The 25141-nt window shown below is 72.2% G+C and carries 25 protein-coding genes and 1 pseudogene; 15 read left to right on the top strand and 11 right to left on the bottom strand.

Features of this window, described 5'->3' with window-relative positions:
* Positions 1–2: 2 nt before the first annotated feature.
* The 8 genes from ftsH (at position 3) to BMX74_RS44360 (ending at position 8013) form a co-directional block, all read left to right on the top strand.
* The gene (ftsH, locus tag BMX74_RS26930; RefSeq protein WP_091103523.1) at positions 3–1922 is read left to right on the top strand and encodes an ATP-dependent zinc metalloprotease FtsH; all 1920 of its coding nucleotides are present in this window, start codon (positions 3–5) and stop codon (positions 1920–1922) included.
* A gap of 68 nt (positions 1923–1990) precedes the next feature.
* Positions 1991–2536, top strand: coding sequence for a DUF937 domain-containing protein (locus BMX74_RS26925; protein WP_055506204.1), 546 nt, complete (start codon positions 1991–1993; stop codon positions 2534–2536).
* A 16-nt stretch (positions 2537–2552) separates the two neighbouring features.
* The gene (locus tag BMX74_RS26920; protein WP_055506203.1) at positions 2553–3134 is read left to right on the top strand and encodes a Maf family protein; all 582 of its coding nucleotides are present in this window, start codon (positions 2553–2555) and stop codon (positions 3132–3134) included.
* A 10-nt stretch (positions 3135–3144) separates the two neighbouring features.
* Complete coding sequence (locus BMX74_RS26915; RefSeq protein WP_055506202.1) at positions 3145–3900, top strand: EI24 domain-containing protein; 756 nt, start codon at positions 3145–3147, stop codon at positions 3898–3900.
* Positions 3901–4125: 225 nt separating this feature from the next.
* Positions 4126–4650, top strand: a complete 525-nt coding sequence (locus BMX74_RS26910) for an RNA polymerase sigma factor (protein WP_055506201.1) — start codon at positions 4126–4128, stop codon at positions 4648–4650.
* Positions 4647–5129 carry a hypothetical protein gene (locus BMX74_RS26905; RefSeq protein WP_055506200.1) on the top strand — a complete coding sequence of 161 codons (483 nt, stop codon included), beginning with the start codon at positions 4647–4649 and terminating at the stop codon, positions 5127–5129. Before BMX74_RS26910 ends, BMX74_RS26905 begins: the two co-directional genes overlap by 4 nt.
* A gap of 960 nt (positions 5130–6089) precedes the next feature.
* Complete coding sequence (locus tag BMX74_RS26900; RefSeq protein ID WP_055506198.1) at positions 6090–7157, top strand: DUF4192 domain-containing protein; 1068 nt, start codon at positions 6090–6092, stop codon at positions 7155–7157.
* Between the two features lie 472 nt (positions 7158–7629).
* Positions 7630–8013: a VOC family protein gene (locus BMX74_RS44360; RefSeq protein WP_177227529.1), complete on the top strand. Its 384-nt coding sequence runs from the start codon at positions 7630–7632 to the stop codon at positions 8011–8013.
* Between the two features lie 274 nt (positions 8014–8287).
* Here the strand turns inward: BMX74_RS44360 and BMX74_RS46730 are convergent, their stop codons facing one another.
* The 4 genes and pseudogenes from BMX74_RS46730 to BMX74_RS26875 form a co-directional block, all read right to left on the bottom strand.
* Positions 8288–8614: an AAA family ATPase gene (locus tag BMX74_RS46730; protein WP_091103520.1), complete on the bottom strand. Its 327-nt coding sequence runs from the start codon at positions 8612–8614 to the stop codon at positions 8288–8290.
* Between the two features lie 82 nt (positions 8615–8696).
* Positions 8697–9401, bottom strand: a complete 705-nt coding sequence (locus BMX74_RS26885; RefSeq protein ID WP_091103519.1) for a cytidylate kinase family protein — start codon at positions 9399–9401, stop codon at positions 8697–8699.
* Positions 9402–9439: 38 nt separating this feature from the next.
* Positions 9440–9651 (bottom strand): annotated as a pseudogene (locus BMX74_RS26880) (IS256 family transposase); the annotation flags it as partial.
* A 323-nt stretch (positions 9652–9974) separates the two neighbouring features.
* Positions 9975–10838 carry an MFS transporter gene (locus BMX74_RS26875; RefSeq protein ID WP_177227527.1) on the bottom strand — a complete coding sequence of 288 codons (864 nt, stop codon included), beginning with the start codon at positions 10836–10838 and terminating at the stop codon, positions 9975–9977.
* 135 nt (positions 10839–10973) lie between these two features.
* Here BMX74_RS26875 and BMX74_RS44355 point away from each other — a divergent pair, with 135 nt between their 5' ends.
* Entirely contained in the window at positions 10974–11333 is a 360-nt protein-coding gene (locus BMX74_RS44355) for a type 1 glutamine amidotransferase family protein (RefSeq protein ID WP_177227526.1), read from the top strand.
* Between the two features lie 60 nt (positions 11334–11393).
* On the opposite strand, the gene BMX74_RS26870 is transcribed toward BMX74_RS44355, so the two are convergent.
* From BMX74_RS26870 to BMX74_RS26855, 4 genes are all read right to left on the bottom strand, one after another.
* A complete protein-coding gene (locus tag BMX74_RS26870; RefSeq protein WP_091103516.1) occupies positions 11394–11744 on the bottom strand; it encodes a DUF3703 domain-containing protein in 351 nt (116 codons plus the stop codon).
* On the bottom strand, positions 11741–12451 hold the full coding sequence (locus BMX74_RS26865; protein ID WP_055506194.1) for a cation efflux transmembrane domain-containing protein: 711 nt from the start codon (positions 12449–12451) through the stop codon (positions 11741–11743). The genes BMX74_RS26870 and BMX74_RS26865 overlap by 4 nt, the downstream gene beginning before the upstream one ends.
* Positions 12448–12912, bottom strand: a complete 465-nt coding sequence (locus BMX74_RS26860) for an ArsR/SmtB family transcription factor (protein ID WP_256257278.1) — start codon at positions 12910–12912, stop codon at positions 12448–12450. The genes BMX74_RS26865 and BMX74_RS26860 overlap by 4 nt, the downstream gene beginning before the upstream one ends.
* 79 nt (positions 12913–12991) lie before the next feature.
* Complete coding sequence (locus BMX74_RS26855) at positions 12992–13564, bottom strand: TetR/AcrR family transcriptional regulator (RefSeq protein WP_091103514.1); 573 nt, start codon at positions 13562–13564, stop codon at positions 12992–12994.
* Positions 13565–13655: 91 nt separating this feature from the next.
* Between BMX74_RS26855 and BMX74_RS26850 the strand changes: the two genes are divergently transcribed.
* Genes BMX74_RS26850 through BMX74_RS26840 form a run of 3 tightly spaced genes read left to right on the top strand, consistent with a single transcriptional unit; the run spans position 13656 to position 16671 of the window.
* On the top strand, positions 13656–15587 hold the full coding sequence (locus BMX74_RS26850) for a fumarylacetoacetate hydrolase family protein (protein WP_091103513.1): 1932 nt from the start codon (positions 13656–13658) through the stop codon (positions 15585–15587).
* A complete protein-coding gene (locus tag BMX74_RS26845) occupies positions 15584–16201 on the top strand; it encodes a DUF2867 domain-containing protein (protein WP_055506190.1) in 618 nt (205 codons plus the stop codon). The genes BMX74_RS26850 and BMX74_RS26845 overlap by 4 nt, the downstream gene beginning before the upstream one ends.
* On the top strand, positions 16198–16671 hold the full coding sequence (locus BMX74_RS26840; protein WP_091103511.1) for a DUF6463 family protein: 474 nt from the start codon (positions 16198–16200) through the stop codon (positions 16669–16671). The genes BMX74_RS26845 and BMX74_RS26840 overlap by 4 nt, the downstream gene beginning before the upstream one ends.
* A gap of 7 nt (positions 16672–16678) precedes the next feature.
* On the opposite strand, the gene BMX74_RS26835 is transcribed toward BMX74_RS26840, so the two are convergent.
* The gene (locus BMX74_RS26835; RefSeq protein WP_091103510.1) at positions 16679–17710 is read right to left on the bottom strand and encodes a hypothetical protein; all 1032 of its coding nucleotides are present in this window, start codon (positions 17708–17710) and stop codon (positions 16679–16681) included.
* 252 nt (positions 17711–17962) lie between these two features.
* Here BMX74_RS26835 and BMX74_RS26830 point away from each other — a divergent pair, with 252 nt between their 5' ends.
* Positions 17963–20365, top strand: coding sequence for a polyprenyl synthetase family protein (locus tag BMX74_RS26830; protein WP_143078774.1), 2403 nt, complete (start codon positions 17963–17965; stop codon positions 20363–20365).
* 14 nt (positions 20366–20379) lie between these two features.
* On the opposite strand, the gene BMX74_RS26825 is transcribed toward BMX74_RS26830, so the two are convergent.
* On the bottom strand, positions 20380–22659 hold the full coding sequence (locus BMX74_RS26825) for an MMPL family transporter (protein WP_091103507.1): 2280 nt from the start codon (positions 22657–22659) through the stop codon (positions 20380–20382).
* 84 nt (positions 22660–22743) lie between these two features.
* On the opposite strand from BMX74_RS26825, the gene BMX74_RS26820 reads away from it, so the two are divergent.
* Entirely contained in the window at positions 22744–23379 is a 636-nt protein-coding gene (locus tag BMX74_RS26820; protein WP_091103505.1) for a hypothetical protein, read from the top strand.
* A 571-nt stretch (positions 23380–23950) separates the two neighbouring features.
* Here BMX74_RS26820 and BMX74_RS26815 read toward each other — a convergent pair.
* Positions 23951–24295, bottom strand: a complete 345-nt coding sequence (locus tag BMX74_RS26815; protein WP_055506184.1) for a hypothetical protein — start codon at positions 24293–24295, stop codon at positions 23951–23953.
* A gap of 139 nt (positions 24296–24434) precedes the next feature.
* On the opposite strand from BMX74_RS26815, the gene BMX74_RS26810 reads away from it, so the two are divergent.
* On the top strand, positions 24435–25025 hold the full coding sequence (locus BMX74_RS26810; RefSeq protein ID WP_055506183.1) for a DUF1707 and DUF4870 domain-containing protein: 591 nt from the start codon (positions 24435–24437) through the stop codon (positions 25023–25025).
* Positions 25026–25141: the final 116 nt, after the last annotated feature.

Below are 25141 nucleotides of genomic sequence, written 5' to 3'. Positions count from 1 at the left end.
CCGTGGAACGCTCTGGATCGCCGCAGGCTCCAGGCAAGGACAAGCCGAAGCCGCCGTGGCGCTCGGAGGGCCTGCCCGGCTCGCCAGGTGGCCGCCCTAAGATCAACTGGTGGCGCTTCGTCGTCACGCTGCTCGTCGTGTACGCCGCCTTCTTCGTGGTGTCGTCGTTCGTCGACAGCGGCTCGGTCGAGACCATCTCGTACACCGAGTTCACCAAGCAGGTGAACGCGAAGAACGTCAAGGACATCTACGCCCAGGGCCTGTCCGTCGAGGGCAACCTGCGCGCCGCTGCCAAGAACCCCGACCAGGGCAACGAGACCTACACGAAGTTCCAGACCGAGATCCCGCAGTTCGCCAACACCGACCAGCTCGACCAGCAGCTGTCCAGCGGCCAGGTGGAGATCACCTCCAAGCCGCTCACCCGCGGCTTCTTCTCGAACCTGCTGCTGTCGCTGCTGCCGGTGCTGCTGCTCGCGGGCCTGTGGATCTGGATCATGCGGCGCGGCGCCAGCATGATGGGCGGCGGACTGGGCGGCCTCGGCAAGTCCAAGGCGGCCAAGCCGGTCGAGGCGGGCCGCGTGCGCGTCACCTTCGACGACGTCGCCGGCATCGACGAGGTCGAGAACGAGCTCGTCGAGATCGTCGACTACCTCAAGGACCCCGGCAAGTACCGCAGGCTCGGCGCCAAGCTGCCCAAGGGCGTGCTGCTCGCCGGCCCTCCCGGCACCGGCAAGACGCTGCTCGCGCGGGCCGTCGCCGGCGAGGCCAAGGTGCCGTTCTTCTCGGCCAGCGCCTCCGAGTTCATCGAGATGATCGTCGGTGTCGGCGCCTCGCGCGTGCGCGACCTGTTCGAGGAGGCGCGCAAGGTCGCCCCCTCGATCGTGTTCATCGACGAGATCGACGCCATCGGCAGGGCCCGCGGCGGCGCCGGCGGCATCGGCGGCCACGACGAGCGCGAGCAGACGCTGAACCAGATCCTCACCGAGATGGACGGCTTCTCCGGCGCCGAAGGCGTCATCGTCATCGGCGCCACGAACCGGCCCGAGGTCCTCGACCCCGCGCTGCTGCGGCCCGGCCGCTTCGACAGGACCGTCCAGGTGGGCCTGCCCGACGCGGCGGGCCGCACCGCGATCCTGGCCGTGCACACACGCGGCGTCCCCCTCGACGGCGAGGTCGGCCTCGACCAGATCGCCAGGACGACCCCCGGCATGACCGGCGCCGACCTCGCGAACCTCGTCAACGAGGCCGCTCTCCTCGCCGCCAAGCGCGGCAAGGAGAAGGTGGGCTCGTCCGACTTCGCCGACGCGCTGGAGAAGCTGCAGCTCGGCGCGGCCCGCAGCATCGTCATGCCCGAGGAGGAGCGCACCAGGACGGCCTTCCACGAGGCCGGCCACGCCCTGCTCGGCATGCTCCAGCCCGGCGCCGACCCGGTCAGGAAGATCTCGATCATCCCGCGCGGGCGGGCGCTCGGCGTCACCCTGTCCACCCCCGACACCGACCGCTACGCCTACGACGAGCAGTACCTGCGTGGCCGCATCACCGGCGCGCTCGGCGGCATGGCGGCCGAGCAGGTCGTGTACGGCGTCATCACCACCGGCGCCGAGAACGACCTGGAGCAGGTCACCATGATCGCCCGCGGGATGGTGGGCCGGTGGGGCATGTCCGAACGGGTCGGCCCGCTGACCATCCTGCCCGGCGACGGCGCCCAGCCGCAGGCCTCGCCCGCCACGCTCGCCACCGTGGACGAGGAGGCCAGGCGCATCGTGGACGAATGCTACGAGCGCGCCGTCCAGGTGCTCAGCGACAACCGCGACAAGCTCGACGCCATCGTCAAGGCCCTGCTCGAACACGAGACCCTCGACGAGGCCGGCGCCTACGCGGCGGCGGGCCTGCCCGCTCCGGGCAAGTTTTCCGAGAATTAGTGCAAATCGGGCGTTGCTCGGGCTCCGGCGAGGGAAGGTTCCCCGCACGGATGATTCGGGGGACGTTCGTGGCACTCATCGATGAGGTTCTCGACGGGCTGGGCGACCCCGGCCTCGAACAGATCGCCGCGATGCTCGGCACCGGCCGTGACAAGGCCCGCGAGGTGATCGAGGCGGCGTCCGGCGTGGTCGTGGGCGGCCTCGCCGACAACGCCGAGCACCCCGAGGGCGCCGAGGCGCTGCGCGGCGCGCTCGACGAGCACGCCGACGCTGACCCGTTCAACTCCGACGTCGCCTCGCTCACCCGCGACGGCCTCGGCATCCTCACCCACGTCCTCGGCGGCCAGGGCGTCGAGGAGGCCGCGTGGGGCGTCGCCCGGCTCGCCGGCGTCGACGCCGGACCCGTCATGAAGCTGCTGCCGCTCATCGCCCCCATGGTCATGTCGCTGCTCGCCGAGCACGCCGCGCGCGACCGGCTCGACGCCGCCGAAGTCGCCGCCCGGCTCGAACGGGAACGGGCCGCCCTGCCCCGCGACCTGGACGAGGTGCTGATCGCGGTGTTCGACGGGCCCGTCTGGCAGCAGGCCCACGGCGCGCAGAACCCCGACTGGTGACCGGTAAGCTGAAACGGTGATCGTCCTGGCCTCAGCCTCACCCGCCCGGCTCGCTCTGCTGCGCAACGCCGGCCTCGACCCCAAAGTGATCGTCAGCGGAGTCGACGAGGACGCCTTCACCGCGCACAGCCCCGCCGCGCTGAGCCTCGTGCTCGCCAAGGCGAAGGCCGAGAAGGTGGCGAGCGAACTGGACGAGGGGCTGGTCATCGGCTGCGACTCCATCCTGGAGCTCGACGGCCGCCCGTACGGCAAGCCCGCCGACGCCGACGAGGCGCGCGAGCGGTGGCGGCTGCTGCGCGGCCGCACCGCCCGCCTGGTCACCGGCCACTGCGTCATCGACGTCGCCGCCGGGCGCCAGGCCGCCGAAGTCGCCACCACCGTCGTGCGCTTCGGCCAGCCCACCCAGGAGGAGATCGACGCGTACGTCGCCACCGGCGAGCCGCTCGGCCTCGCCGGCGCCTTCAGCATCGAGGGGCGCGGCGGCTGGTTCGTCGAAGGCATCGAAGGCGACCACGGCAACGTCCTCGGCATCTCCCTGCCGCTGCTGCGCGACCTGTTCGACGAGCTGGGCTACACGGTCACGTCGTTCTGGCGCTAGCCTGCCGGGCATGCGATCAGTACGCGACTTCGCGGCCGGCATCGGCTTCTTCTTCCAGGGCCTGGGATGGGTGGCCAGGCACGGCAAATGGTGGCTGTTCGGGCTGATCCCCGCCCTCATCGCGTTCGTCGTGTACGTGGTGGCCCTGATCTTCCTCGGGTCGAACGCCACGTCCCTGGCCGAGTTCCTCACCCCGTTCGCCGACACCTGGGGCTGGCGCGAACTGTTCCGCTGGCTCGTGGCCGCCGCCCTCTTCCTCGGCGGGCTGGCGCTGGCCGTCCTGACGTTCACCGCCGTCACCCTCGTGATCGGCGAGCCGTTCTACGAGCGGCTGTCGGCCGAGGTCGACCCGCTGCCCGGCGCCGAGGAGCAGCCGTGGTGGCGCACCCTGCCCCGCTCCATCAGGGACAGCCTCGTCACCCTGCTGTACGTGCTGCTCTTCACGGTGCCGCTGTTCTTCCTCGGGTTCGTGCCGGTGGTCGGGCAGACGGTCGTGCCGGTGGTGGGCGCGTTCGTGTCCGGCTTCTTCCTGACGGTCGAACTGACCACGCTGGCGCTCGAACGGCGCGGCCACGCCCGCAAGGAGCGGTTCCGGCTGCTGCGCGGCAACCTGGCCTGCACGCTGGGCTTCGGGGTGGGGGTGTTCCTGCTGTTCCTGGTGCCGTTCGTCGCGGTGATCGCCATGCCGGCGGCGGTGGCCGGCGCCGCCCTCCTCGTCCGCACCCGCCTCACCACCCCCACCAACCCGACCCCGGCGGACGCCTGACCCGAGCAGGCCGCCTGACGCGACCGGCCCGTCCATGAACGGTCAGCCGGGCGTGACGTGACACGAAGACCCCCGTGAGCGGTGAGGACCCGCATCCGGGGGTCTTCTCAGTGCTGGAGCGTACGAGCAGGCCGATGCCGCACTCCACACGGGAGCGCCGTACCTGCCGAGAACGTGAACCCGTCCGGCTTCCCTCCCGACTGTCCTGGATGACGGGAGGACGAGATGACCGATGAGTTGCTGGTGGTGCGTGCCCAGTTGGGCGAGCGCGCGGCGCTGGCCGAACTGCTGGCCCGGTGGCGCGTGCCGGTGTGGACGTACGTGCGACGCATGCTGGACGCCGACCGGGCCGACGACGTCACCCAGGAGGTCTGGCTGGCCGTGGTCCGCGGTCTGCCCAGGCTCAGGGAGCCGGGCCGGTTCGCGCCGTGGCTGTTCACGATCGCCAGGCGGTCGGTCACCGACCGGCTGCGCGGCGAGTACGCCCGGCCCGAGGAGGCATGGGAGGTGGACGAAGAGGTCACCGAGGACCCGGTCGAGGCCATGGTCGACCGTGCCGCGCTGGTGAGCGTGCTGGCGGCGCTGCCGGCGCCGGAGCGGGAGATCCTCGTCCTGTTCTACCTGGAGGACCTGCCGGTGGAGGAATGCGCGCACATCTGCCGGATCCCGGCCGGGACGGTCAAGTCCCGGCTCAACCGCGCCCGTCGTCTGCTGCGCGAGCAACTGGAGGAGAAGGGACACAGGCCATGACCGAAGAGCCGCGCCTGTCGGCGCAGGACCTGATCGAGCGGCTGGCGCCCGCGCTGTCGCGGAGGACGCGGATCGGGGCGGTGGCGACGCTGCTGGCCGGCGTGGCCGGAGCGGTGTTCATGGTCACGCTGTGGTGGTCGGAGCCGGGCCCGCTGCCCGACCGTACCCAGGTGGCGTTCGCGGTGCTCACCGTGTTCTGCGTGGCCTGGGCCGGGTACGGCGGGTGGCTGCTGACGCGCCGTGTCGTGCTGTTCGCCACCGATCAGGTGATCGCCGCCTGGATCGGACTGGCCGCCTCGCTGGCCACCACGGCAGTGGTGACGATGACGGCCGTGCAGCGCGGCACCGGCGTGGGGCTCCCCCTGGCGGTCGGGGGCCTGTTCGTCGCGGTGGCCCTGGCGCTGGCGGTACGCGCCCATGCCCGCCAGGCGGCGCTGCTACGCCGCCTGCGCGAGCTGACCGACCGGGAGGAGCAGTGAACACGCCGGAGACCGGTGGGCCGGGCAAGCGCCACAGCCGGCGGCGGACGCTCTCGCGCTGACCGGACGGCATTGCCTCAGAAGATCGCGACATGGCCGGGCATGCTGCCAGAAGGGTCCCCGGAGGTTCGTTCTGCCTGGTCGTCGAACGAACCTCCGAAGACCTCGCAGCCGACACAGCACTGACGAGACGACACGCCCTCACGGACCCGCAGTTGGCGGCCCTGGAGCCGAACCCGCCTGCCCGCCAGGCAAGGACGTCCGCCGAATGTGAGCAGCCGGCAGCTGATCGACGGCATGCTATGGCGCCCCCGGCCCCGGCCCCGGCCCCGGCCCCGGACCGGGGCGCCGTGGTGGTCTCCGCCCCCTGCTACGACCCTGTCCCGCCACCGGCAGCGCGCCGGCATCTGGCAGCAGATCCTCACCGATCTGCAGGAGCCCAGCAAAGGGCCCCAGCGTTCAAGAAGGTCACATAGGGGCCACATTCACAGCTCACCTGCTGGCCCTACCCTTCACCGTCCCGCCCGCCGGCGGACCGCCCCGTCTGCCGGCGGCCCCACCCTTCCCCGGCGGATCGTCTGCCGGTGGGCCTACCCTTCCCCAGGAGACCGTCGCCGGCTGCCCCTATCTTTCACCGGGCGGACCCCACCGCGTCTGCGGTGGGCCCCACCGTCCACCGGCGGGCCCCTTACCGGTCGTTCGCTGGCGACGGCAGGAGGCCCACAGAGCACGGGTGGTGTGGTGATCATCCACACGGTGGGCAGGGATGGGGCGCGCATGCAAGGCCGGAACGGGGTGGTGTCGCTCGCCTGCAGGGCCGGAACGGGGTGGCGTCGCTCGCCCGCAGGGCCGGATCGGGTAGGGCTGCTCGTCCACAGGGTGGGCGGGCGGTTGGCCGTTCATCCCCAGAACCAGGTTCGGCCGCAGCCGCCGGCGCCCCCTCAGGCCACTCTGAGGCCCATGACGACCAACGCAGCCCCCCAGCCCTGCCTCACCCTGACCAGCCCGGTCGACATCCTGGCCGCCGTCCCCTACCTCGTCGGCTTCCACCCCCACGACAGCCTCATCGTGATCGGCATCGCCGAGCGCCAGGCCAAGGTCGTGGCCAGGTGGAACCTGCCGTTCCCGCCCGGCACCCTGGCCCCGCTGGCCGCCCTGTTCCGGAGAGAGGACGTCACCGAGGCCGTCGTCGTCGGCTACGGCCCCGGCGAGAAGGTCACCCCGGCCGCCGACGAGGCCCGCCGCGCCGCCGCCTCCTCCGGCGTCACCGTGGGGGAGGTGCTGCGCGTCCACGAGGGCCGCTACTGGTCGTACATCTGCGACCAGCCCACGTGCTGCCCGCCCGAGGGCACCCCGTACGACCCGAGCACCACGCGGGTGGCCGCCGAGGCCACGGTGCAGGGCATGGTCGCGCTCCCCGACCGGGGCGCCCTGGAACGTACCATCGCGCCCGCCGAAGGGCCGGTCCGGGTCGCCATGCGCCGCGCCACCGCCGAGGCCGTCGCGGAGGTCCGGGCGGCGATGGCGGCCGGCGCCGCCGATCCCGACGCCTACGCCCGCCGCTTCGTGGCCGAAGGCCTGGTCAGGCTCCGCGCGGCGCTGGGCGCCCACGCGAGGGGCGAGCCTCTCGACGACGCCGAAGCGGCCAGGCTAGGCCTCGACCTCACCGTCATCAGGATCCGCGACGAGGCGTGGACACTCCTGCACGAGTCCCACGCGCCCCTCTGGAAAGACCTCACGCGGCGGCTGGAGCCGCGCTTCTGCCCTCCGGCGGCGTCGCTGCTGGCGATGGCGTCCTGGCGGGCGGGCGACAACGTCCTGGCCACCATCGCCCTCGAACGCGCCCTCACCGTCGACCCCCGCTACTCGATGGCCGACCTCCTCATGCACGCCGTCCAGAACCTCGTCGCGCCCGCGATCGTCCGCGCCCGCCTGCCGACGCCGTCCGAACTCGACGCCGCCATGGGGCCGGCCCGGGCTCCCTGGCTCACGCCACTGACCGCGCTCCTCGACGAAGGGCACGGTTGACGCGACTGCCACCAGCAGAACCTTCACGGGCTGACCCCCACTGCCGGCCCGGGATCCGAGGCGGCGTCGCGCGGGGTCCGGAGTCCGCGACGGCACCGCGAGAGATCCGGGGCCCGGGCGGTGTTGCGCGGGGGCCGGGGTCTCGGGTGGCGTTGCGTGGGGGCCGGGGTCCCGGGTGGCGTCGCGAGAGGGCCGGGGTCTCGGGTGGCGTCGCGAGGGGCACCGGGTAGGACGTCGACGTCCTGATGCGTTGGAAGTCTCGGAGGACGGCATCGAACGCGGTCCCGGTAAGGCCCGCGGGTCTTCGTGGTCGCGCCGCACCCCTCCTCCCCAGTTCCCCGAACGGTCCGCCCGCGGCTCGCGGCCGTCGGCATCCGAGCCACCCGCAAGCCTCATGCCCGGATCAGGACGGGCCAGGGAGAAGGATTGATGAGTTTGCTTCTTGTTTCCGATCATGCTGCAGAATGTCTGCATGGTCTCCGTAGTGCAGAACGTGGCGATCGACTGCGCGAATGCTTACGAGCTGGCCCGGTTCTGGAGCGAAGTAACCGGCTGCCCCATGCACCCCGACGTCAAGCCGGGGGATGAGGAAACGCAGGTTCCGCTGCCGCAGGGGCCGATGCTGTACTTCAACCAGGTGCCGGAGCCCAAAACGGTCAAGAACCGATTCCACCTCTGCCTGCGTCCGGAGACCTCGCGCGAAGCGGAGGTGGAGCGGCTACTCGGGCTGGGCGCGATCTTCGTCGCCGACCGCCGCAACCCCGACGGCACCGGCTGGGCCGTTCTCGCCGACCCGGAGGGCAACGAGTTCTGCGTCCTCCGCAGCGACTCGGAGCAGGCCGCGACGACCCCCTGAGGCTGCGCTCCTGATCCTTCTTCACCGGGTCGCCAGAGCCATCCGGGTGAGCCCGTCAACGCCAAGGGACCAAGGCATCCCACCGTCGAGTTGGCTCGCGGTCAGGATGATGAGACGTGGCTGTGGCCCGAGACGCGGTCGTGGGAGCGAGACGCCGCAGTCGTTCCTGGCCTTCCAACCGACGCCCTCGGTGTAGAGCCATTTGGCCCAGGCCGCGGAGGATTGAGCTGGTGTGCGCGTTCATGCCCGTCTCCTTGGACATCGTCTCATCTGGTCAGCCGGCGGCAGCGCATGAGGGCGGTGACGATGGCGACGAATGGCCTGACGCGGTCGTCCGGGCTAAAAGTGCTGGCGATGGCGAGGGAGGGCTCAAAGCGGTCGGCCCGGCGCTCGTAGCGGCGGTGCCATCGGCGACGGCCGGCCGGCCAGGAGACCTTTCGCTTGACCACTCACGAGCCGCTGACTGGACCTGGATCAGAACGCGATCGTCTTGCTCCGCGAGCACACCTCCAAGGTCGATCGTGGTGGCGACCTTGCCCACGCCGCCCTTTTGGTTCGCTATCGCATAGGTCTTCCCGAAATCGGCCGTAGAGGTGTCCATGCGTCACGCCAAGACTGGCCTTCGGCCAGGGCGACAGCCCGATGGCAGGCTGACGCGGCCTGCCCCGAGAACCGAGCAATCGTCAGATCTTGTGTATCGATGAGTGTGGTCGGACTTCCCAGGTCGGCCGTTGGAGCTGATCGTTGTACACGATGATGTCGGCGTGGTCTGTTGGGCGGGCTGTGGCGAAGTAGAGCTGTTGGGAGGGGATATATCGGTTGTGCCAGGACCGTTCGATTTCGGCGGTGTCGGCGGTGGATCCGGCCAGTGCTGTGCTTCGGTCCCGAGCGCGATCTACTGTCTGCTCGAAGGGGACGGACACGAAGATGCGCAGGTCCCACCGGTCGATGAGTTCTGGGCGCAGGAGGAAGACGCCGTCGAAGAGCAGGACGGCATCTGCTGGGGCGGTCGTGGCCGGCGGGGAGCATGGGGTGTCCGTGTCTCTGTCGTAGACCGCGTGCTGGAACCTTCGGTCTCCCCCTGCGCCCAGCGGATCGAGCAGGACCCGGCACAGCGCGGCGTGGTCGTGGGCGTCGAAGTAGCAGCCTTCGGCCGAGTATCGGCCGCGTCGGTACCGTTGTGCGCGGGGGAAGAGGAAGTCATCGATGGTCGCGCGGATGATGTCGCGACCCTGCGCGTGCAGGACGACGGCGAGTTCGTCGGCCAGCGTGGTCTTTCCGGCGGCGGGCGGCCCGTCGATGGCGACCCGTAGCGGGTGCGCGGTCGTGACGGACCTGATCGCCTCGGCCAGCCGACTGATGAGCTCGCCGCGGGTGCCTTGGACCATTGCTGCCTCCCTCACGTGTCCCTGTTTAGCACCGCGCGTCAGGCTGCGGTCGCCGGCTCGCGTTCGACGAGGGCGCCTCGTTCGAAGCGGGCTCCGGCGCGGACGAGCGCGACAAGGTGGGGTGCGTTGACCGCGCGCCAGCGGGGCTGGGAGGACTCGATGAGGTTGAAGGTCATGGCCAGGCCGGCGGCTCGGGACCCGGCCCTTTGGTGACCTTGGTGCGGTGCCGGAGCGTGGCGAAGGTGCACTCCACCGCTCGGTCAGTCAGCTTGGTGATGACCGAGCTCGACAGCCTGGCCGAGCTGCCGAGGAACTGGCCGACAGCACGACGTCGGTCCAGCCACGCCCTGGCAGTGGGCGGCGGCCGCCCGTCGACTCGGATCTGTACCGGGGGGCGGGTGTGTGACGGTCGTCGGTGACGAGCTCGCGCGCGGGCTCGGCGCTGGTGGTCGCGGTGGCGATGTCGCGCGTCTGCCCGTGGACCTTCCGCCGGGGATGGCCGAGGGGCAGTCCCCAGCAGGCGCGCCGACACATGCTCAGCACTTCCTCAACGGATCTTCGGCATGCGGCCGCCTATGTTCCCGCTATCAACTCCTCCCACCGAGAGGAGCTCTCATGCCATCCGCCAAGAGGTTGTCCGCGGTCGTGCTGATGGCCGCCGTCCTGGGCATCGGCGCGCCGGCGGCTGCTCAGGGCGGCGGCCGTGCCCATGACGAAGACGGCCAGCCCGCCGGGAAGGTTCCCCGCCGAGCCCATGAGGGCGGGCGCCAGCGCGGGCACCAGGGCCAGGTACAGCCCGACGATCGACCAGGACGACGTCACCCCGAGCCCGGACAGCGCGAACGATCCCAGGATCTCCCTCGGCACCCCCGGCGCCGCCATCCTGAACCCGGCCCGGGCGCCCACGGTCTCGGGCCGCCGCCAGACCCCGGCGAGCAGGAGGAGGTTCACCGCCGCGAGCACCACGAAGGGAGTCAGGAGCGGGGCGGGCGCGTACTCGACCAGAACCGCGCCGAGCAGCCCGCCGACCCCCATCCCGAGCCCGCTGGCCGGCGTGTTGAGCAGCCCGGCGGCGGCGGGACGCAGGTCGAGCAGGGCCGCGCCCGCGGCGCTGATCGCGACGCCGGTGGCGACGCCCTGCAGGCCGCGCGCGACGAACAGCCGGCCCACCCCGGACGCCGCCAGGAACATCCCCAGCGAGACGAGCAGCCCGGCCAGCCCCGCCAGGATGGCCGGACGCCGTCCCCGCGAGTCGGAGATCCGCCCGAACAGCAGCAGCGCCGCGAGCACTCCGAGGCAGTACGCGGCGTAGACCAGCGTCAGCGTGGACGTGGGGATCGCCCAGGCGGAGGCGTAGAGCTTGTAGAGCGGGGACGGCGTGGCCGACGCGGCCAGGCAGAGGCCGATGACCCCGGCCTTGATGCTGATGTCGTTCACGCACCTCACCTTGGCGAAGACGCTTTCGCGGCACGGGTGGCAGGACTGCCCGCCTTCGTCAAGATCCTGCCGCTGGGCTGGAGGGCGTGAAGAGCCCTGGAGTGGTCGCGCCGGCCGTGCTCGACGGCGTGCCCGATGTTCGAGGTGTCCATCGTCTGCGAGACGTTCGGCCTGGAGCGGCCCGACCTCGCCGACCCCTGGTACGAGCTGCGCCCGGCCGCCTCCGGCCCGGTCCGCACCCGCCACGGGTTCGCTCTGACGCCGCCGTACGGGCTCGACGCGCTGGTGAGCGCCGACACGGTCGTCGTCCCCGCGCTCCCGGGCGACTACGTGGAGGGTGACGCCCGCCTGGACCCGGACCTGCCGGACGCGCTCAGGGCCGCGCACGGGCGCGGCGCCCGCATGGTCTCGCTCCGCACGGGCGCGTTCGCGCTGGCCGCGGGCTGGGCTCGGCGGGCGACCTCCGGGACCACTTCACCCGCGCGGTCGGCGTGACGCCGACCGAGTGCCGCGGGGCCTTCCAGGACACGCGCGCGTGAGCCCGGCCTTCCCGTTTCAGGTGGCCCGCAGCAGCGCGGCCAGATCGTCCGGCACGGGCATCGGCTGGGTGAGGCCGACGGTGGCGCGGCCGGTGTTGCCTTCGGGGTAGCGGCCCAAGGCGCTGCCGGGCGCGGCCACGATGATCCGGATGACCTGGCCGAACGCCTCACGCCGGTCGCGCTGGGCCACTGCCAGGGCGAACATCGCGAGGTGGTTGCGGGTGTGTGGCCAGGGCCAGGGCTGGGAGATGATGTGCGCGCGCTCCAGATGCCGCCAGCGAGCCTCAGGGGTGACGGCGGTGTGCGCGGCGCGCATCTCGGCGCGGTAGGAGGCCCGCACTCGCGCGGGCATGGGACGGCCGATCATCGCTTGTCCTTCTGCGTGTCGTGGACGCAGCAGCCGTCCGCGCGGCCCTCAGGCTCGGACGTGATGCTGCCGGAGGTGGAGGTGGGGACGGCGCGGCAGGCGTCCCCGCGCCAGGCTTCGCGGCCTTCCTTGACCGCGACGGCGGCGATCACCAGGGCGGCGATCGGGTCGGCCCAGGACCAGCCGAACAGGCTGTTGAGCGCCAGCCCGACCAGCAGCACGCCGGACAGGTAGGTGCACAGCAGGGTCTGCTTGGAGTCGGCGACCGCGGAGGCGGAGCCGAGTTCGCGGCCGGCACGGCGTTGGGCGTACGACAGGAACGGCATGATCACCAGCGAGAGGGTGGCCAGGACCAGGCCGGGGGTTGAAGGCCCGGCCTCGCCGACGCCCAGCAGGGCGCGGACGGCGTCGAAGGTGACGTAGGCGGCCAGCGCGAAGAACGAGACCGCGATGACCCGCAGCGCGGTCTTCTCCCGCCTCTCGTGATCGGTCGCGGAGAACTGCCAGGCCACGGCCGCCGCGGAGGCGACCTCCACGACGGAGTCCAGGCCGAAGCCGATCAGGGCGGCGGAGGAGGCGGCGGCGCCGGCGGTGAGGGCCACGACCGCCTCGATGACGTTGTAGGTGATGGTGGCCGCGACCAGCAGCCGGATGCGGCGCCGCAGTACGGTGCGCCGGTCCGGGGCGGGCAGGTCGAGCGCGGTCATGACACCGCCTTCCCTTCGATCTCGTCCGCCTGCTGGTGGAGGTGTTCGAGGTCGTGGTCGAGTTCGGCCTGGAGCGCGTCGTGCGCGCCGGCTCCGCCGTGCCGGGTGCCGTGGACGGGGCAGAGCGCCACGGTGTGCCCGGTGGCGGCCAGGAGATGCTCGGCCGAGGCGAGCAGATCCATCAATTCGGGGCGGGTCAGGGAGTAGAAGGATTGGCGGCCTTCGGCGCGGTAGTCGACCAGGTCGCAGTCGCGCAGGCAGGCCAGGTGCTTGGAGACCGTGGACTGCGCCAGCCCGAGCTCGCCGACCAGGTCGACCACCCGGGCCTCGCCGCGCGCGAGCCTGGCCACGATGCGCAGCCGGTTCTCGTCGGCCAGGGAGTGGAACAAGGCCGCCGCGGGGGAGATGCCGGCGGCGATGTCGGCGCTGACGCAGCGGCCGGCCTCATTATCAATCGCCATGTGGCGATGATAGCCCGATATTGACATGTCATGGCAAGACTGAGGTGATATCCGGCCTTCGGGTAGGTGCCACCGGCTGTCACATCTCGATGAGGCCCGCCGGCAGCAGGGCGCGCAGCGCGGCCTGCACGGCTCGCAGGTCCACCGCGTCGGGAGCGACGCGCCACTGGGCGTGGACGCCGATCAGGGTCCCGACCAGCACCACCGCGAACGCCTCCTGCGTGGTTCCTGGGGGCAGCGCCTCCGCTGAGATCCGGGCTCGGGCCGCGTCCCGCAGCGCCGTGTGGAGCCGCGCGTAGTGCTCGCGGATGGGGGAGCCGACCTCCACGGCCTCGGCGAGCAGCGTGATGAACAGGCGGGTGACGGGCAGCCGGATGAAGGCCATGACCTGGTCGAACGGGTCGCCGGAGCGGTCGTTCGCGGATGGGGCGGCGGCGGCGAGCACGGCGTCGAGCTGGTCGTCGATCACCGCTTTCAGCAGGCCCAGTTTGTTGCCGAAGTGCCAGGGGATGGAGCCGCGGCTGATGCCGGCCCTGTCGGCGATCTCGATGAAGCTCGTCTGCCGGTATCCCCTGTCGGCGAAGAGCTCGGCGGCCGCCGTCACCAGCAGCCGCCGGCTCTCCTCGCTGCTCTGGATACGTCGCGTGGCCATGCCCACCATCAAACCAGGTATGCCGGATGGCAGAGCAAATGCTGAGCGATATAGCCTGTGTTGGTCAGCACAGAAGCCAAGGGAGGCTCTCATGCGTTGGGTGACCTACGCGACGGACACCGGCGACCGCGTCGGCGTGATCGGTGAGGACCGCATCCATCCCGTCGCCCCGGACGTCAGCCTGATCGAGCTCATCGGCCGCGGCGCGGAAGAGCTGCGTGCCGTCGGGGAGGCGGCGCTGGCGTCGGCGGCGCCGACGGTTCCGCTGGCCGAGGCCACGCTGCGCGCGCCGATCCCGCGTCCGCCCTCCATCCGCGACTCCCTGTGCTTCCTGGACCACATGCGCGCCTGCCAGCAGGCCGCCGGGCAGCCGCGCACCCTCAAGGACGCCTGGTACGAGATCCCGGCCTTCTACTTCGCCTGTCCCTCGACGGTCGTCGGCCCGTACGACGACGTGACGATCTCGCCCGGGAGCGCCTGGTTCGACTTCGAACTGGAGATCGCCGCGGTCATCGGCCGGGGCGGCCGGGACCTCACCCCCGAACAGGCCGAGGAACGCATCGTCGGCTACACCGTCTACAACGACTGGTCCGCCCGCGACCTGCAGCTACGCGAGGCGCCGCTGGCGATCGGCCAGGCCAAGGGCAAGGACGCCGCCACCACGCTCGGCCCGTACCTCGTCACCCCGGACGAGCTGGAGCCCTACCGCCGCGGCGACAGGCTCGCCCTGCGCGTCGAGGCCGCCGTCAACGGCCGGGTCATCGGCTCGGGGTGTACCGACGCCATGGACTGGAGCTTCGGCGAGGTCATCTCCTACGCCTCCCGCGGCGTGGACCTGGTGCCGGGTGACGTGTTCGGCTCGGGCACGGTGCCCGGCTGCTGCCTCGTCGAGCACCTGTCCCTCGCCGATCCGGCCGCGTTCCCCGGCTGGTTGCGGGACGGCGACGTCGTCGAGCTGACCGTCGAAGGGCTGGGGCGTACCCGCCAGACCGTCCGCGCGTCGGCCGCGCCGCACCCGCTGACGCCCCGGGAGAACCCGGACCGCCGTCCGCCGCGCCCCCGCGTGAACCGCGCCCCGTCGAGCCTGCCCTACACGCGCGGCCTGCACGAGGTCGGCGCGGGCGTGTGGGCCTGGCTCCTGCCCGACGGCGGGTACGGCTTGAGCAACGCGGGACTCGTCGCGGGCGAGGACGCCTCCCTGCTCGTGGACACCCTGTTCGACCTGCCGCTGACGGCCGAGATGCTCGACGCCATGCGCGAGATCACCGATCGGCGCCCGCTCACGCACGCCGCTGTCACCCACTCCAACGGCGACCACACCCACGGCAACCAGCTGCTGGGCGAGCACGTCACGATCGTCGCCGCCGAGGCCACCCGCACCGAGATGCGGCACGAGATGCCGCCCGAGATGCTGACCGCCACCCAGGTGTTGGACCTCGGCCCTGCCACCTCCTACTTCCGCGAACGCTTCGGCGCCTTCGACTTCAGCGGCATCCGCCTGCGGCTGCCCGACCTGACCTACGACAAGGAACTCACCCTCGACATCGGCGGCCGCGAGGTGCGCCTGATGAACCTCGGCCCCGCCCACACCGCGGCCGACACGGTCGTCCACGTGCCGGACGCGGGCGTGCTCTTCGCGGGCGACCTGCTGTTCGTCGGCTGCACGCCGATCGTGTGGAGCGGCCCGATCGCCAACTGGATCGCCGCCTGCGACCGGATGATCGCCACCGGCGCCCACACGATCGTCCCCGGCCACGGCCCCGTCACCGACCCCGACGGGATCCGCGCGGTGCGCGGCTACCTCGCCCACGTGGTCGAGCAGGCGGACGCCGCCTACGCCCGCGGCCTGTCGTACGCCGAGGCGGCCCAGGCGGTGGACCTGGCCGAGTACGCCACCTGGCTGGACTCCGAGCGGATCCTGGTCAACCTGCACCGCCGCTACCGGGAGCTCGACCCCGAGAGCACGCCCCACCTGGACCAGCTGACGCTGATGGCGATGATGGCCGAGAAGGGGCTCTCGTGAGGCTGCCGAAGACGGCGTTCACCTCCCGCCCGTGGCGCGTTCACGAGTTCACGAGGGACTTCTCGGTCGAGGACGTGTGGGCGTTCCGCACACCCGGAGCCGGGCCCGGCGACTTCCCCACGATGCTGGCGGCGATGCGAGCCTTCGGCGGATTGGCGAAGCAACCCTGGCCGGCGAGGTTCCTGTTCGCCGTCCGCTGGCGACTCGGCGCGTTGCTCGGCTGGGACGAACCCTCGGCGGGCGTCGGCTCGCGGGTCGCCTCGCTCCGCGACCGCCTGCCCGGTGACATCCGGGACGCTCCCCGCGGCCCTGACGACGAGGGCATGCCCCTCAAAGCGGTCTACGAACTCGACATGGAGGCCGCTCGCGAGCTGGCGAACAGGACCGTGCACACCGTCATGCATCTCGGCTGGGTCCAAGGAACGAACGGCGACCACGAGCTGCGGATGGCCGTCCTCGTCAAGCACAACGGACTGTTCGGCCGGCTCTACATGACCGCCATCGCGCCTTTCCGGTACCTCGTCGTCTACCCGGCGCTGACCGGGCGGTGGGAACGGGCCTGGCTCGAACGCGGCCGCCTGGAGGCCGAGCACCGCGGAGGGACGCCACGATGAAGTCCGGCAAGCTGATGCTCCGCTGGGCGAGCGGCATCATGATCGTGCTGGGGGCGGGGCACCTGTCCCTGCTGGCGGTCATGGCCCGGGAGGACGTCGCCCGCTGGGTGGACCGGGGGATGTGGGCGGCCGTCCCGCTCGAACTCTCGGACCGGGGGGCCGTTCAGACGCCGGCTTCCCTTCAGAACGAGGTCACCTTCTGGGCGGGCCCGGGAAGCTTCGCCGTAGCCCTGATCCTGTTGGGCTGCCTGACCTGGCACCTCGCCGGACGCGGCGTGGCCGTGCCCGCCGCGATCGGCTGGGGCCTCGCGGCATGGTGCGCCCTGGGCGGCGTCCTTCTCGTGCCGTCCCCGTTCTTCGCCGGGACGATCGCCGGGGCGCTCATCGTCCTGGCGGCGCGGAAGGGACGCCGCTCCGAGGCAGACCGGAGGGCGGGCCGTCCCGCCGCGGGCGCCCGGGAGACCACGTAGGAGCCGGTCAGCGGAAGTCGGAGATGCGGAGCACCGCCAGCATGTCCGTCGCCCGGGAGCCGGTCGAGAAGGACGCCTCCGCGCCGACCCAGCCCCGGAACGCCCCCGTGTCGTCGATGATCTGCATCAGCGGTTTGACGTGGGACTTGCCGGTGTAGCAGAACTCGCCGCGTTCCATCGCCAGGCAGGTGCACCAGTGCCACAGCGTGTCACGGCGGTCGGACTTGGAGATCATCGTGAGGTAGTACTGGATGGAGGTGACGTTGGGACGCGTTCCGCCGCCGTACTTGGGGCAGCCGCCCTCCTTCTGGCACGCGGTGTTCGAGGACGGCTGCAGGTAGGTCAGGCACGAGGTGGTGGCGGAGCAGGCGCGGAAGGCGGACAGGCCGAACGGCTGGTCGCCGGCGGTGACGAGCTTGCCGCCCGCCCAGCTCGTCAGGTCCTGCCTGAGCGCGCGGGGGAACGCCTTCACCGAGCTCATCGCGCGGCGGGTGCTGATCGCGGCGTTGCTGCCGTAGCCGTAGCCGTGCGTGGCGAGGGTGCTCTGCTTGAGGTCGAGGCGGGCGAGCTTGCCGTCAGGCGAGGTCCGCACGTACCACTGCTCCGTCCACGCCTGGGCGATCTTCCACCTGATGGTGAGCACGTTTCCTGACATGGTGTACGTGCCGGTGCGGCTCTCGTCGGGGGCGCCGGTGAAGCCCCCGGCGGTCAGCACCTCACAGGTGCGAGGCCGCGACTGCTTGCCGCCCGCCTTGGTGGTGCAGCTCTGGTCGGGGACGGTGCCGGTGCGCTGCCTGGCCTGGGGCCGGCGCTGCCACCACAGGTACATGGCCGCGCTCACCGTGCCGTTCGCCGCGAAGCGGTAGTCGCCCAGGCGTACCCAGTTCTGCTGCGAGGCCGCCTTCAGGTGGCCCTGTGAGACGACGAAGGTGGTCTTGCCGCCCGGCAGCGACGCGGCGGACACCACTGCCGCGGCCGGCCCGGCGGGCAGGAAGGTGACGGCGAGGACGAAGGACAGAATTGCCGCTGCGGTACGCATGTGGAAGCTCCGGGGAAGGCTGACGGGCTTGGCCGATCGTCAAGGGACCACCGTATTCGGCCGGGCCGGATATGTCTGCGAAACCGAACAAAGAGTGACGGTACGTGGTCGCCTGCCCTGACGGCACGCCGGCATCGGGTACGGGATCGCATGAACCCTCCGATTCGGTGGCCGTCGTGGCACCCCATCCACCATCATGACAGTTCGCGATCAACCGATCGCAGAACGTCGCCGAGGAAGGGGAGTGGGCGAGTGGCGCTTGAGGCGACCCCCGAGACCAGGGAGATCATGCTGCCGGGCGCACGGCCCGCGTCCGGCGATCCCGCCCCGGCGCCGTCCACCGGCGGCCCCGCCTCCTCCGGCCTGCCGGCGTCCGGGCGGCGAGGCACGCAGGACGTGCCGCGTCCCGGCCTCGGTCACGAGTCGTGGCGGTCCACTGTCAACGGTCACGAGTCGTGGCGGTTCACGGTGAACCTGCGTGACGCGCGCGGGGAGGAGCACGCGCTCATGGTGGCCTTCCTCGCCCGCCGCACCCCCAGGTCCGACGGCGACGTGCTGCTCTCCCACGGCTGCGGCTGGACCCACAGCATGCCGAGGAGCAGGACGTACCAGGCGTGCGCCTGGCGGGACGCCGGCGGGGTGGAGCTGACCTCCCTCGACGTCTCCCGGGGATGGGACCGCTCCATCGCCGAGTCGGTGCGGGAGGCGTGCGCGGGCGGCCGGCCGATCGCCCCGGACCGGCTGCTGCCCGGCCCCGTCACCCTGGCGTCCGACCGGCTGCGCCTCGACTTCGGCGGCGTCGCCGACCTGTCGGTGGCGGACGACGGCGGCTACCACCTGGTCCTGCGCGACGACCACGAGACGTGGGACCTGCGCCTGCGCCCGCTCAAGCCCGCCATCACCGAGTCCGGCGGAGAACCGGCCCGGGAGCTCGCGGTGCCGCCCGTCGGGGACGCGGTGGACGGTGACGACGAGGCGCGCGAAGCCTTCCTCGTGTCCCGACTGGCGGCCGACGCCGTATGGACCAGGCCGGGGCAGCCGCCGGTCCGCATGACGGGCGTGGGCTCGTACCGGCGGGTCCACGGCCCCGGCGAACTCACGCAGGACGCCGCGTCCCCGCCGGCCGACCGGGCGCACACCCGGATCGTCCTGCATCTGGAGGACGGCTGGGACGTCGTGGCCTGCCAGTCCGCCGTCCACGACCCCGCCGGCGGAGCAGCAGCGGGCCGCCCGCCGTCCGTGACGCTGGTGGCCCCCGACGGCGCACACCACGACGTGCCGGCCCGTCTCGACGCCGGCGCGCCATGGACGTCGATCAGGACGCTGAACTCCTACCCCACGACCTGGCGTGTCGACGCCCCGCGGGCGGGCCTGGCGCTGCGGGTGTCCGCCTGCTTCCAGGAGCAGGAACGGCCGGTCCTCCTCGGCCTGGGCGCCTCGCTGGAGGCCGCCGTCACCGCCGAGGGAGAGCTGCACGGCCGGCCGGTGCGCGGCGAAGGCTGGCTGGAGGTCGAGCCGGCCCCCCGCATCCGCGACCTCGAACACCGCATCGAGCGCCTGCGCGAGGTCACTCACGCCGAGGTCGTACGCCTGTACCCCGACAGCCCCGAACCTGGTGCCGTCGCGGTCCTGGCCGGACTCGCCCCTCGCCCGGCCTGGCCGGTGGACGTCGTCGCGGAGCCGCTGCACCGCGCGCTCGTCGCGCCGGTGCGGCACCTGGCCGACGCGATGGGCAGAGGCTGGCGCAGCTACGCCGCGATCGCCGGCATGGAGATGCAGGGCGTCGACAGCCAGCAGTACCGCGCGCTGGCCGCGCTCGCCGAGCTGATGCACACCGCCAGCCTCATCGTCGACGACGTCGAGGACAACGCCCCGATGCGCCGCGGCCGGCCCGCCGTCCACCGGGTGTTCGGGCAGGCCACCGCCATCAACACCGGCACGCACGCCTACCTCGTCTTCGACCTGGTCGCACGGCACCTGCTGCCCGACGACCCCGAGCGGCGGCTGCGGCTGTACCAGGTGTACCTCGACGGCATGCGCCGCAGTCACGCCGGTCAGGCGCTCGACATCCTCGGCCACCACGACGCCATGGAGGAGGCGGTGGCCTCGGGAGACGCCGCCACCGTGCTGGAACGGGTGCGCACCACGCACCGGCTCAAGACCGGCGGCGTGGTACGCGGCGTCGGCGAGTTCGGCGCCGTCCTCGCGGGGGCCGACGGCGAGGTGCTGACCGCGATCAGCACGTACTTCGAGACCATCGGGCTGGCCTACCAGATCAGTGACGACGTCGCGGACCTTCTCGCCGTGCTGGCCCGAGCAGGCGACCCGGGCGCCCGGGTCGCGAGGGTCCCGGGCGAGGACATCCGCGAAGGCAAGGTCACCTACCCCCTGGCCTGCGCCGTCACGCTGCTGCCCCAGGCGCGGCTGCGCGAGATCTGGGAGATCGTCCGCTGCGGAGGAGCCGGCCAGGCGGCCGCGGCGGAGGTGGCCGAGACGCTGGTGGGCTGCGGCGCCACGGCCGCCGCCCTGGCCGACGCCCGCCACGCCGTCGACGAGGCATGGCTACCCCTGCAGCGCCTCCTCCCCGTCAATCACCACACGGTCATGATCCGCGCCCTCGGCCTCTACGCCGCCGAACGCCACCAGGACGAATGACCCTCCTCCCCGGCTCAGTGCGGGGGCGGCGGCGGGGTGGTCCGGGGAGTGGGGAGGAGGCGGGCCAGAGGGGCCGGGAGCCACCAGTTGCGGGCGCCCAGGATGCGCATCAGGGCCGGGACCAGGGCCAGCCTGATGACCGTCGCGTCCAGGGTGATCGCCGTGGCGACGGCGAGGCCCAGCTGGACGAGGTGGTGGCGGTGGGCGGTGAGCAGGGCGGCGAAGGTGGCGACCATCACGGCGGCGGCCACCGTGATGGGACGGGCGGTGTGGCGCAGGCCATGAACGACGGCGGCGGTGTTGTCGCCTCCGGCGTGGTAGTGCTCGGCGATGCGGTGGATGAGGAAGATCTCGTAGTCGATCGACAGGCCGAACACCAGCGTGAAGGCCAGCAGCGGCACCAGCGTGTTGACGTGGGTGCCGACCAGGTGCGGCAGGTGGCGGGTGGCCAGGGTCAGCAGCCCGAACGCGGCGGTGACGGCCAGCAGGTTCATCAGGACGGCCTTGAGCGGCAGGAGGACGCTGCGGAAGGTCACCAGGAGGAAGACCAGCGAGCAGCCCAGCACCAGCGGGATCACCGTCCCGAGCTGGGAGGTGGTCTCGTCCATGAGGTCGGAGAAGATCACGTTGGGTCCGGTCACGAAGGCGCGCTGATCCGGTGGCATCGACGCCGGGACCAGCCGGCCGGTGATCTCCCGCGCCATGGCGGTGCTGGCGGGGTCGTCGATGTGCGTGCGGATGATGACGATGACGACGGTCAGGTCCCGGCCGTTGTCGAGCGAGGTGCAGAAGGACACCCGGGGATCCTGCTTGAGGGCGGTGACCAGTGCCGCTGTGTCGACGGGCGGCGCGCCCGCGGGATGCGGCAGCGCCACGGCCACCGACGAGGAGATCCCGTCGCCTTCCATCGCCGTCAGGCCGCGCCCGAAGTCGGTGCCGGCGATGGAGGCGCGGTCCAGGTCGAACGCCAGGCGCACCCCCGCGAGCGGCGCGGCCGCCGCGAGGAGGAGGCCCGCGCAGGCCAGGGTGTACGCGACGGGGTGACGCATGAGGTGCCGCGCCCACCGGCCCCACCCGTGCTCGTCCTCACGACGTCGCCCGTCAGGAGGACGGCCGGTCGAGGCCGAGGGGCGTGCGGGGCGGTCGAGGAGAGCGCGTACGCGACGGCTGAGGAAGGCCGGGAGGCGGAGCCGGCGCCGGCGGAGGAGCCGGCGGTCGGCGGTCACGAGGACGGCGGGAAGCAGCGTCACGGCGGCCAGCGCGGCGACCAGGGCCGACACGCTCACCGCCGCGCCCATGGTCCGGATCATGGAGGTGCGCACGACCAGCAGCGCGGCCGCCGTCAGCGCGACCCCCACGGCGCACCAGGCGGCGGTGCGTCCGGCGGTGCTGACGGCGACGGCCGCGGCCTGGTGCCGGTCGTGCCCGGCGGCCCGGGACTGCCGGTACCGGACGAGGATGAGCAGCGCGTAGTCCAGCCCGAGCGCGAGCCCTACCGTGGCCGCCACGGCCAGCATGAACGTGTTGACCGGCACGCCGAGCAGGCTCGCGGCCGCCAGCAGGCCGAGCGCGGTCACCGTGACCGTCCCGGCGACGGCGAGGACCGCCAGCGCGGCTCCGCCGGACGCGAGCCCCGCCAGCAGCACCAGCAGGGACAGGGGGACGGCCAGCAGCTCGGCGCGGCGCAGGTCGGCGAGGTCGGTGTGCTTGGCCTCGGCCAGCAGGGCGCTCTCGCCCACGAGGTGGACGTCCACGCGCCCGCCCGACGCCCGGCTCGCGGCCTCCTTGGCGGCGCCGAGCAGCGGCGGCAGCGCGGCCTGCCGGGCGCGCTGGTCGCCGTTGACCCCGACGATCGCGTACGCGTGCCGGTGGTCCTGCCCCGGCACGACGGGCAGCAGCTGCGTGCCGCCCACCTGCGGCTGGGCCGACACCGCGCGGAGGGCGTCGTGGAGAGCACGCTGGTACGGCTCGTCGGCGTCGGACAGGGTGGCGGACGCGAAGATCATCATCATCTGTTCGCCGCCCAGCCGCGGAAAGCCCTGCTCCAGCAGCCGGGCGCCGGTGAGCGAGGCGCTCCCCTCGACCCGCACGGCGGGGGCGATGGCGCGTTCCAGCAGGCCCGGGATCAGGACGGCCGACCCTGCCAGCAGCATCGCCCACACCGTGAGGACGGCGCGGTGGCGGCGCGCCGCCAGGTGGCCGAGCCGCCACCAGAGGGGACGGCGGCCCGGGCCGGCCGGCGGGCCCGGCGCGACCGGGCGCCCCTCGGCGGACGGGCGCGATGACACGGACATGGCCGCCTCCCGTTGAAGATCAGCGAAAGTGTGTTACAAAGAGTCGCCAAGAGATGACCCATCGTAGTCATGATCGGAGGACGGATGATCCGTCAGTCACGTCTCAGCCGCACCCGGGCTCTCGCCCTCGCCGCCGCGACCGCCGGTCTCGCGGCGCCGCTGCTGGCGTTCGCGGGCTCCGCCCAGGCGGCGCAGGCCGCGGGGGCGTCGAGCCAGGCGGCTTCGGGCAAGGCGGCGTCGGCCGCTGCCGTCCGCGAGGAGGCCGCGCTGACCTGCACCATGCGCACCGCCCCCAAGAACCCCATCGCCTTCACCCCGGCGCTGCGCGACGCGGCGGCGCAGCAGGTCAAGGGGCAGGGGGTCGTCCTCCTCGAAGGCTGCACCTCGCCCAACGGCAAGGTCACCGACATCGCCTCCGGGAGGCTGGAGGTCAGCGGCACGGCCACCGCCAACTGCCGCGGCGTCGCCGACCTGAGCGCCACCGGCACCGTCACCTGGCGTGACGCGCAGGGCCAGGTCGTGGGCACCTCGCAGCTCACCGCCGAGCACAAGGGCGCCGCCTCCCTGCACGACAGCCTGCTGCAGGGCGACGTCGTCTCGGGACGGCTGAAGGGCCGACACTTCAGCGGGAGCGCCACCATGACGTCCGACCTGCGTGACTGCACGGCTCCGTCGGGCTTCACCCAGCTGACGGGGTCGGGGAAGATGTCCTTCGCCTGACAGGACATCCGTCGCGGCTCGGCCGGTGGTGACGCCGGCTCCGGCAAGGCGCGCACGGTCACTCCCCGAGGGTGACCGGACGAGGGGCGGGGCCGGGTGTGGCTCCGCCCCTCGTACGCGTGTGACGGACTCCGGCGGCGATTCGCCATGAAGGAAGCGGACGCGAAGAAGCGGGCGCGAAGAAGCGGGCGCGAAGTAGCGGATGCGAAGAAGCGGGCGCGAAGAAGCGGGCGCGCGCGGTGCGGTGCGGCGGAGAGGCGCGGAGGCCGGCTGGGCGGAACGGGCTCGATCAACGAGCCGGCGGTGGTCAACAGGGCGATCGGCCGCCCGGTTCCGCGGGGGCGGGCGTCGCCCCTGCTCGGCGACCCGGCGTCAGAGTCCGGCCGGATGGCCGGGGCGCCGGCTCAGGCTTCGGGCCATTCCGGCCGCCGGACGGGCGGACAGCCTGAACGCCTGCGGAGGGGACGCGCCGTCTAGCGGGGGAGGGCAGGACCCGGAGAAACAGGAAGCCGCAGAGGTGCCGCGCACGCGGCACGGGCTGGATCCCCGGCTTTCCAGGCGGGGGAGCGCGTCAGGGGAGGTCCTGTTCGCGGCGGCGGCGTTCGTTGTAGGCGCGCATGCGGGGCGGGTAGCCGGTGAGCTGGACGTCGTACACGGGTAAAGCGAGGTCGCGGGCGACCTTGTGGATCACGCCCGGCGAGCCGACCCTGCGTCTGGTCCACTCGCCGTCGTCGGCGACGGCCACGGCGGTGGTGTCCGTGGCGAAGGTCTCCGGCTCGACGTAGAACTCCACTCCCCGGCGGGAACGGGCGAAGGCGATGAGCGCTTCGATATCCGCATCCGTCGCCTCACGGTCGAACTTCGCGACCTTCGCACCGCGTAGCCGGCGAATGCCGTAGCGGTCTCGCCATCTCATGATTCCTTTTTATACCGTCTGGAAGCTTCGCGTCGGGGGCGATCTAGGGGACGCCTCCGGGATTCTCCGGATGGCAGGAGCGGCCTGGAAGACGCAGTATGTGACTGAACGCCGGAACCGAAGGAGAGGCATGGCTGCGATGGCTGGGGTACCCGTACCCGAACCCTGGGGGCAGGGACATGTGCCGCCGGCTCACCTGCGCGTCACTCACCAGGACCGCGAGCACGTCGTCGAGCACGTCAAGGCGGCGTACGCCGAGGGCCGGTTCGACAAGCTGGAGTTCGACGACCGCCTGGAGCGGGCCATGACGGCGCGCACCCACGGCGACCTGATGCCCATCATGACCGAGCTGTACGGCTCCAACGCCGTGCCGCACTTCGCGTCGCCTTCGCCCGCGTTCCGTGCGGAGCCCGCCCCGGAGAGCAACGAGCGCCTGGGCGGCGCGCTCGCGCACGGCCTCGCGGTGGTCGGGTTCCCCTTGCTGGGTCCGCTGCTGCTCATGCTCACGGGCGGCAAGACGTCGCCGTACATCCGGCGCCACGCGGTCGAGGCGCTGAACTTCCAGCTGACCCTGCTCGGGGCGTCGATCCTGCTGCCGTTCACCGTCGTGGGCATCGTGCTGCTGCCGGTGATCTGGGTCGCGGGGATCGTGCTGTCCATCGTGGGCGGCGTGTCGGCCCTGAGCGAGGGCGCCTTCCGCTACCCGTTGACGGTTCGCCTGGTGAAGTAGTCCCTCGGGACGACCCTGAATATGGGGGGTGTATTCAGGGTCATCCGATTCGGGGCTTTCGCCGGGAATTCATTTATCGGGATAAATCGGGGGGTGTCCGCTCGAATCGGGTATGT

This window comes from Nonomuraea pusilla, assembly GCF_900109355.1.
Taxonomy (GTDB): Bacteria; Actinomycetota; Actinomycetes; order Streptosporangiales; family Streptosporangiaceae; genus Nonomuraea; species Nonomuraea pusilla.
Note: the sequence above shows the minus strand (reverse complement) of the source record. Positions and strands in the feature narration are given on the sequence as shown.

Excerpts from the sequence above, each read along its gene's own strand:
- BMX74_RS26915 (WP_055506202.1), top strand. The coding sequence starts at position 3,145 with ATGCGATCAGTACGCGACTTCGCGGCCGGCATCGGCTTCTTCTTCCAG.
- BMX74_RS26910 (WP_055506201.1), top strand. The coding sequence starts at position 4,126 with ATGACCGATGAGTTGCTGGTGGTGCGTGCCCAGTTGGGCGAGCGCGCG.
- BMX74_RS26905 (WP_055506200.1), top strand. The coding sequence starts at position 4,647 with ATGACCGAAGAGCCGCGCCTGTCGGCGCAGGACCTGATCGAGCGGCTG.
- BMX74_RS26900 (WP_055506198.1), top strand. The coding sequence starts at position 6,090 with ATGACGACCAACGCAGCCCCCCAGCCCTGCCTCACCCTGACCAGCCCG.
- BMX74_RS44360 (WP_177227529.1), top strand. The coding sequence starts at position 7,630 with ATGGTCTCCGTAGTGCAGAACGTGGCGATCGACTGCGCGAATGCTTAC.
- BMX74_RS46730 (WP_091103520.1), bottom strand. The coding sequence starts at position 8,614 with ATGGACACCTCTACGGCCGATTTCGGGAAGACCTATGCGATAGCGAAC.
- BMX74_RS26885 (WP_091103519.1), bottom strand. The coding sequence starts at position 9,401 with ATGGTCCAAGGCACCCGCGGCGAGCTCATCAGTCGGCTGGCCGAGGCG.
- BMX74_RS44355 (WP_177227526.1), top strand. The coding sequence starts at position 10,974 with ATGTTCGAGGTGTCCATCGTCTGCGAGACGTTCGGCCTGGAGCGGCCC.
- BMX74_RS26870 (WP_091103516.1), bottom strand. The coding sequence starts at position 11,744 with ATGATCGGCCGTCCCATGCCCGCGCGAGTGCGGGCCTCCTACCGCGCC.
- BMX74_RS26865 (WP_055506194.1), bottom strand. The coding sequence starts at position 12,451 with ATGACCGCGCTCGACCTGCCCGCCCCGGACCGGCGCACCGTACTGCGG.
- BMX74_RS26860 (WP_256257278.1), bottom strand. The coding sequence starts at position 12,912 with ATGGCGATTGATAATGAGGCCGGCCGCTGCGTCAGCGCCGACATCGCC.
- BMX74_RS26855 (WP_091103514.1), bottom strand. The coding sequence starts at position 13,564 with ATGGCCACGCGACGTATCCAGAGCAGCGAGGAGAGCCGGCGGCTGCTG.
- BMX74_RS26850 (WP_091103513.1), top strand. The coding sequence starts at position 13,656 with ATGCGTTGGGTGACCTACGCGACGGACACCGGCGACCGCGTCGGCGTG.
- BMX74_RS26840 (WP_091103511.1), top strand. The coding sequence starts at position 16,198 with ATGAAGTCCGGCAAGCTGATGCTCCGCTGGGCGAGCGGCATCATGATC.
- BMX74_RS26835 (WP_091103510.1), bottom strand. The coding sequence starts at position 17,710 with ATGCGTACCGCAGCGGCAATTCTGTCCTTCGTCCTCGCCGTCACCTTC.
- BMX74_RS26825 (WP_091103507.1), bottom strand. The coding sequence starts at position 22,659 with ATGTCCGTGTCATCGCGCCCGTCCGCCGAGGGGCGCCCGGTCGCGCCG.
- BMX74_RS26820 (WP_091103505.1), top strand. The coding sequence starts at position 22,744 with ATGATCCGTCAGTCACGTCTCAGCCGCACCCGGGCTCTCGCCCTCGCC.
- BMX74_RS26815 (WP_055506184.1), bottom strand. The coding sequence starts at position 24,295 with ATGAGATGGCGAGACCGCTACGGCATTCGCCGGCTACGCGGTGCGAAG.
- BMX74_RS26810 (WP_055506183.1), top strand. The coding sequence starts at position 24,435 with ATGGCTGGGGTACCCGTACCCGAACCCTGGGGGCAGGGACATGTGCCG.